Annotated in this window: 8 protein-coding genes; all 8 read right to left on the bottom strand. The window is 71.7% G+C overall.

Annotated elements, in window-relative coordinates; translation table 11 throughout:
* Positions 1–14 precede the first annotated feature (14 nt).
* On the bottom strand, positions 15–2,108 hold the full coding sequence (locus ABYX71_RS09640) for a heavy metal translocating P-type ATPase (RefSeq protein WP_372696288.1): 2,094 nt from the start codon (positions 2,106–2,108) through the stop codon (positions 15–17).
* Positions 2,105–2,596 carry a FixH family protein gene (locus ABYX71_RS09645; protein WP_372696289.1) on the bottom strand — a complete coding sequence of 164 codons (492 nt, stop codon included), beginning with the start codon at positions 2,594–2,596 and terminating at the stop codon, positions 2,105–2,107. The genes ABYX71_RS09640 and ABYX71_RS09645 overlap by 4 nt, the downstream gene beginning before the upstream one ends.
* Positions 2,589–3,971 (bottom strand): cytochrome c oxidase accessory protein CcoG, encoded by a 1,383-nt coding sequence (ccoG, locus tag ABYX71_RS09650; protein ID WP_372696290.1) that lies wholly within the window; start codon positions 3,969–3,971, stop codon positions 2,589–2,591. Before ccoG ends, ABYX71_RS09645 begins: the two co-directional genes overlap by 8 nt.
* Positions 3,964–4,269: a hypothetical protein gene (locus ABYX71_RS09655; protein ID WP_372696291.1), complete on the bottom strand. Its 306-nt coding sequence runs from the start codon at positions 4,267–4,269 to the stop codon at positions 3,964–3,966. Before ABYX71_RS09655 ends, ccoG begins: the two co-directional genes overlap by 8 nt.
* Entirely contained in the window at positions 4,256–5,149 is an 894-nt protein-coding gene (gene ccoP, locus ABYX71_RS09660) for a cytochrome-c oxidase, cbb3-type subunit III (RefSeq protein ID WP_372696292.1), read from the bottom strand. The genes ABYX71_RS09655 and ccoP overlap by 14 nt, the downstream gene beginning before the upstream one ends.
* Positions 5,146–5,310: a cbb3-type cytochrome oxidase subunit 3 gene (locus ABYX71_RS09665; protein WP_372696293.1), complete on the bottom strand. Its 165-nt coding sequence runs from the start codon at positions 5,308–5,310 to the stop codon at positions 5,146–5,148. The genes ccoP and ABYX71_RS09665 overlap by 4 nt, the downstream gene beginning before the upstream one ends.
* Positions 5,307–5,921, bottom strand: coding sequence for a cytochrome-c oxidase, cbb3-type subunit II (gene ccoO, locus ABYX71_RS09670; protein WP_372696294.1), 615 nt, complete (start codon positions 5,919–5,921; stop codon positions 5,307–5,309). Before ccoO ends, ABYX71_RS09665 begins: the two co-directional genes overlap by 4 nt.
* 10 nt (positions 5,922–5,931) lie before the next feature.
* Positions 5,932–6,504, bottom strand: a 573-nt coding sequence (locus tag ABYX71_RS09675; RefSeq protein ID WP_372696295.1) for a cbb3-type cytochrome c oxidase subunit I, incomplete at its 5' end; no start/stop codon positions are given.

A 6,504-nucleotide genomic window follows, 5' to 3' on the forward strand; every position in this document is an offset into this window, starting at 1 on the left:
GCGTCAACCAGGGATTATGGCTCCCCCTTAACTGCGCACCCCTTAACTGCGCCCCCCTTAACTGCGATCCCCCTTAATTGGGGCGTCACACCGAAGAACCGACCAATTCGCTTTGATCGTCGAGCACGCGTTGGGGAGTCGCTTGCCTGACATGTTCGACTTCGTACAAGGCGAAAACCAAGTTCAGCACAAATACGACGGCCGCGCCGGCGCACACCGCTCAGGGTGTCCATGGCGTCGGCGCGCAGCGGGTCGTGCAGGCGAAACAGCGCCGCGAGCGTGCCGCCGTCGCCAAGGCCAACCCAGCTGCCGGGGCCAGGCGCAGCGATCGCGGCGGCGGCGTCGGCACCGCCGGCGAACGGCGGTGTGCCCAGCCGCCAGCGCTGCCCGTGCACCACGCCCTGCACGCCGGCGCCCGGAACGGTCTGGCGGTCGTCGGCGGGGAGGTCGGTCGCGTGGGGCGCAAACGCCTGCGCGTAGGGGTGGCTGGCGCCCAGTTCCAGCGCGGCGGCGACGGCCAGGTGCCGTTCGGCCGGCTGGCCGTCGAGGCTGTGCGTGGCGGCGATCTGCGCCCGTGCGGCGGTGAGCGTGCCGGTCTTGTCGAACAGCGCCGTGTCGGCACGCGCCAGGCCCTGCAGCGCCGCGCCACGGGTCACCAGCAGGCCACGCCGGGCGAGGCCGGCCGCCGCCGCCGCAAACGCGGTCGGCGTGGCCAGCGCCAGCGCGCACGGGCAGGCCACCACCAGCACCGCCAGCGTGTGGGCGAGCCAGCGTTCCGGGGCGGCCAGCCACCAGTACGCCGCAGTGGCGGCCGCGGCCAGCAGTACCAGCGTGATGAAGCCCTGCGCCAGTCGGTCCGCCTGCAGGGCAAGCGGCGGGCGCTCGGCCTGGGCGCGTTCGAGCAGGTGGCTGATCTGCGACAGCTGCGTGGCGGCGCCGGTGCGCTGCACCTGCAGCGTGACCGGCGGTCCCAGATTGACGCTGCCGGCGATCAGGGCCTGTCTGGGCTGGCGCGGGCGCGGCTGCGCCTCGCCAGTGAGCAGCGCTTCGTCGACCTTGGTACGGCCGTCCACCAGCACGCCGTCGGCCGGTACCACGGCGCCGCTGCCGACCAGTACCCGGTCGCCTGGAACCAGCTCGCTCACGGCCACGGCGTGCGGCCCGGCGGCGCTCAGGCGCGGCACGCTGGCCGGCAGCGCGGCGGCCAGTGCCTCGCCGACGCTGCGTACCCGGGCGCGGGCGTCGGCCTCGAACCAGCGGCTGACCGAGAGAAAGAACACGAACATCACCACCGAGTCGAAGTACACCTCCTGTCCGCCGCTGAAGGTCACCCACACGCTGGCGCCGCCGGCCAGCGCGAGCGCCAGCCCCACCGGCAGGTCCATGCCGGGACGGCGGTGACGCAGGCCGCGCAGCGCGCCGGCAAAGAACGGCCTGCCGGCGTACAGCAGCACCGGCAGCGCCACCAGCATGCTGACCAGGCGCAGGAACTGGCGCACGGTCGGTTCCAGGCCGTCGCCGGCCACGTAGAAGGCAAAGGCGAAGCTCGATACCTGCATCATGCCGAGGCCGGCCACCAGCAGGCGCTTGAGCGCGGTCTGCCGTTCGCGCTGCGCCGCCTGGCGGGCCTCGGCCGGCAGCGGGTGTGGCCGGTAGCCGAGCGCGTCGAGGGCGGTCAGCAGGGCCGACAGGTGCACCGCGTCGGGGTGCCAGGTGAGCTGCACGCGGCCGGTGGCCGGGCTCACGCGCACCTCGTGCACGCCGTCGATCGGCGCCAGGTGGCTTTCGATCAGCCAGGCGCAGGCCGCGCAGCGCAGGCCTTCCACCACGAAGCCGGCGCTGGCGCGGCCGTTGGCCAGGGTCTGCACGAAGGCTGCCTGTGCCTGCGGGCGGTCGAAGGCGGTCCAGGCGTCGGCGGCCGGTGGCGCGGTCGGGCGCGCGGCGGGGGCGGTGCGAAAGCGGTAGTAGTCGGCGTGGCCGTCGAGGATCAGTCGTGCCACCGCCTGGCAGCCGGGACAGCACACCGGCTGCGCCTGGCCGTCGACGGCGACGGTGAGGTCGACACCCGCCGGCAGCGGTTCGTGACAGTGGAAGCAGTGCCCACTCACGGCGGCCCCAGCCGCAGCTCGCCGGCACCGGCCGGCAGCACGCCGCGCAGCCGCCAGCCCTGCTGCGGGGAGGTGATTTCCAGCGCGCGCCGGGTGGCGTCGAGGGGTTTCAGGCGGCCGACATAGCGGCCGTCGGCATCGGGCGACACGGTCAGGCGCCGGTCGCCGGCCGGGTCGGTGGGGTGCAGCAGTTTCAGGTCCAGCGGCTTCGCCGGCACGCCGTGCACCGTGAGCTCGAAGGCGCCGGAAGCACGGTCCAGCTGCAACGCGGCCCGCACGCCGTAGCTGCGGGCACGTTTGTCGCGCGACTGGTCGAGCTCGAAGGCGCGGCCGATGCGCGCGTAGTCGTCCACCACCAGCGCGTCGGCATGGCGCACGGCGATCCACACCGTCAGCAGGCCGCCGACCACGGCGGCGATGGGCGGCGCGGCGACCAGCCAGAACCAGCGTTGGCGGTACCAGGGCGGCGGGGCGAGCGGTTCAGTCATCGTCAGCGGGCCCGAGGAAGCGGACGTCCTGCGTGGCGCTGGCGCCGCCGGCAGCGGTGACGGTGAGCGTGAGCGTGCTCACCCGCGCGGTTAGGGTGTCTGCCGGCACCCGGATGCGCATGGGCACCACGGCCACCCCGGCCGACGGCACCTGAAATCGGGGCGGGTCGGTCTCCAGCGTGGCGCCCGGCAGGCCGGTGATGCTGGCACGGTAGCGCTCCGGGTCGCCCGACTTGTTGACCACCTTGAGCGTGTAGACGTTCTCGATCTGGTCGTCGGCGGTTTCCCGGTACAGGCGGCCGCGGTCGGCGATGACGTCCACGTTCAGCGGCGTGCGCAGCGCCACCGCCGTGCCGAGCGCGGTCAGCAGGGCCAGCAGCAGCAGGCCGTAGATGACGATGCGCGGGCGCAGCACGTGCGTGTGCCCGCCCAGCACGGCCGCCTCGGTGGTGTAGCGGATCAGGCCGCGCGGGTAGCCGACGCGGTCCATGACCGAATCGCAGGCGTCGATGCAGGCGGCACAGCCGATGCACTCGTACTGGAGACCCTCGCGGATGTCGATGCCGGTCGGGCACACCTGCACGCACAGCGTGCAGTCGACGCAGTCGCCCAGGCCCCGGCTGCGCGGGTCGACCCCGCGCGCACGGCCGCCGCGCGGCTCGCCGCGGTCCTGGTCGTAGGTGATGATCAGGGTGTCCCGGTCGAACATGGCGCTCTGGAAGCGCGCGTAGGGACACATGTAGATGCACACGTTCTCGCGCATGAAGCCGGCGTTGCCGTAGGTGGCGAAGCCGTAGAACAGGCCCCAGAACAGTTCCCAGCCGCCCAGGTCGAAGCGGGTCAGTTCCTGCCACAGCTCGACGCGCGGGGTGAAGAAGCTGACTAAGGTGAAGCCGGTGAACAGGGAAAAGGCGATCCACAGCGCGTGCTTGGCGGTCTTGCGCAGGGTCTTCCCGGCCGTCCACGGCGCCTTGTCCAGGCGCATGCGCCGGGCGCGGTCGCCCTCCACCCAGCGTTCCATCCACAGGAACACCTCGGTCCACACGGTCTGCGGGCAGGCGTAGCCGCACCACAGGCGCCCGGCCACCGCAGTGAAGAAGAACAGCGCCAGCGCGGCGCAGATCAGCAGCAGCGCCAGGAAGAAGAAGTCCTGCGGCAGGAACAGCAGGCCGAACACGTGAAACTGGCGCGCCGGCAGGTCGAACAGCACCGCCTGGCGGTCGTCCCAGGTCAGCCACGGCAGGCCGTAGAACAGGCCCAGCAGCGCCAGCACCGCCAGCTTGCGCAGGCGCTGGAAGCGTCCGCCGATCTCGCGCGGGTAGGCCTTGGGCCGGGCGGCGTAGAGGGCGGGTTCGGCCGCGGCGGGTTCAGGCATGGGGCGAGCGGACGCGCTGCCGGGGCGGTTCGGTCAGCACCAGGGTGATGAAGCTGGAGGCGCCAGTGACCACCCAGAACATGAAGAAGCCGACCGTGTAGCCGACCTCGCGGGTGATTTCCCAGGTGGGGAAGCTGGCCAGACGCAGGCCCTCCGGGTCGACGTTGGCAAAGAACGCCACCGTGGCCACGCCGGCGGTCAGGAACGACGGCCACAGCACGGCGCCGAGGCGATGCAGCCAGCCGTGCGGGCGGGCGTGCTGGGCGTCGATGACGAACTCGTCGTCAGGGCTGTTCACGGGACAGGCCATATACGTAGGCGGCCAGCACGTGGAGGCGCTCGGCGCTGAGCAGGTTCTTGTGCGCCGGCATCACGCCCATGCGCCCGTCGCGGATGCTGGTCTCGATGGCCCGGGTGGCGCCGCCGTACAGCCAGTAGCCGTCGGTCAGGTCCGGCGCGCCGAGCATGGGGTTGCCCTTGCCGTCCGGGCCGTGGCAGGCCACGCACAGGGTCTGGAACTGGTCCTTGCCGGTGGTCGCCAGGGCCGGGTCGGCATCGTGACCGCCCAGGGTGCGCACGTAGGCGGCAACCGCCCTGACGCCGTCTTCGCCCAGCGCCGTGCCCCACGGAATCATTGCCGCCTGGCGGCCGTGGGTGATGGTCTGCGCGATCTGCTCCGGGGTGCCGCCCCACTGCCAGGTGCCGTCCGCCAGGTTGGGGAAGCCGCGGGCACCGTGGCCGTCGGCGCCGTGGCACACCGAGCAGTGGGTGACGAACAGGCGCCGGCCGGTGGCCATGGCGGCCGGGTCCTCGGCCAGCTGCGGGATCGGCGTGGCGGCGTACCGGGCGAACAGCGGCGCCACGTCGACCTCGGCCGACGCCACCTCGGCCTCGTAGGCGGTGGTCTGGCTCCAGCCGAGCAGGCCCCTGAAGTTGCCAAGGCCCGGGTACAGCAACAGGTAGATCAGGCCGAACACGATGGTCAGGTAGAACAGCCCCAGCCACCAGCGCGGCATCGGGTTGTTGTACTCGCGAAGGCCGTCCCACTCGTGGCCGGTGGTGTCGGACGCGGCGCCCTCGCCGGGGCGCTTCTTGGCGGTCCAGCGGATCAGCCACACGCAGGCCAGGATGTTGGCCAGCGACAGGATGGTGACGTACCAGCTCCAGGCGGCGCTCACGGGCGGTCCTCCTTGCGCGGGGGTGATTCGTCGTCGCGCAGCGGCAGCCGGGCGGCGGCGTCGAAGGCGTCACGCGGGCGGGTGTACAGCCACACCGCACCGGCGACGAACAGCACCAGCACCAGGCCGGTGAACAGGCCCCAGGCCACGCCCGCGCTCATCGCCCGGCTCCGGCCGGCAGCGCCGTGCCCAGGCCCTGCAGGTAGACGATCAGGGCGTCGAGTTCGGTCTTGCCGGCCACCGCGGCGGGCGCACCCTCGATGTCGGCGGCGGTGTAGGGATCGCCCAGGCGCTGGAGGGCCCGCATGTGGCGCTGCACCGTTTTGCCGTCGACGGCGGCCTTTTCGAGCCAGGCGAAGGCCGGCATGTTCGACTCGGGCACCACGTCGCGCGGGTTCAGCAGGTGCACGCGGTGCCAGTCGTCGCTGTAGCGGCCGCCGACCCGCGCCAGGTCCGGCCCGGTGCGCTTGCTGCCCCACTGGAACGGGCGGTCATAGACCGACTCCCCGGCCACCGAGTAGTGGCCGTAGCGCTCGGTTTCGGCGCGTAATGGCCGGATCATCTGCGTGTGGCAGGTGTAGCAGCCCTCGCGCACGTACACGTCGCGCCCGGCCAGCGCCAGGGCGGGGTAGGGCTTCACCCCCTCGATGGGCTGCGTCACCTTGGCGCTGAACATCAGCGGCACGATCTGCACCAGCCCGCCGACGCTGATGACGATGGCCACGACCACTGCCAGCAGGCCGAGGTTCCTTTCGACGACTTCGTGGTTCATCGGTGGCTCCTCAGGCGGCTGCGGCGGCGGGCGCGGCGACCACCGCCGGTGGCCGCACCGTGCGCCACAGGTTGTAGGCCATGATGAACATGCCCGACAGCACCATGGCGCCGCCCAGGAAGCGCACCAGGTAATACGGCTTGGTGGCGGCCAGCGCCTCGACGAAGCTGTAGGTGAGCGTGCCGTCGGCGTTCACCGCGCGCCACATCAGGCCCTGCATCACGCCGGCAATCCACATCGACGCCACGTACAGCACCACGCCGATGGTGGCCACCCAGAAATGCCACTCGATCAGTCGCGTGCTGTACACGCGCTCCTTGCCGAACAGTTTCGGGATCAGCGCGTACAGGGCGCCGAGCGAGATGAACGCCACCCAGCCCAGGCCGCCCGAGTGCACGTGGCCGATGGTCCAGTCGGTGTTGTGGGACAGGGCGTTGACGGTCTTGATCGACATCATCGGACCCTCGAACGTGGACATGCCGTAGAACGAGATGGCCACGATCATGAAGCGCAGGATGGGGTCGGTGCGCAGTTTGTCCCAGGCGCCGGACAGGGTCATGATGCCGTTGATCATGCCGCCCCA

The sequence above is a fragment of the Immundisolibacter sp. genome (assembly GCF_041625615.1).
In the GTDB taxonomy this organism is placed as follows: domain Bacteria; phylum Pseudomonadota; class Gammaproteobacteria; order Immundisolibacterales; family Immundisolibacteraceae; genus Immundisolibacter.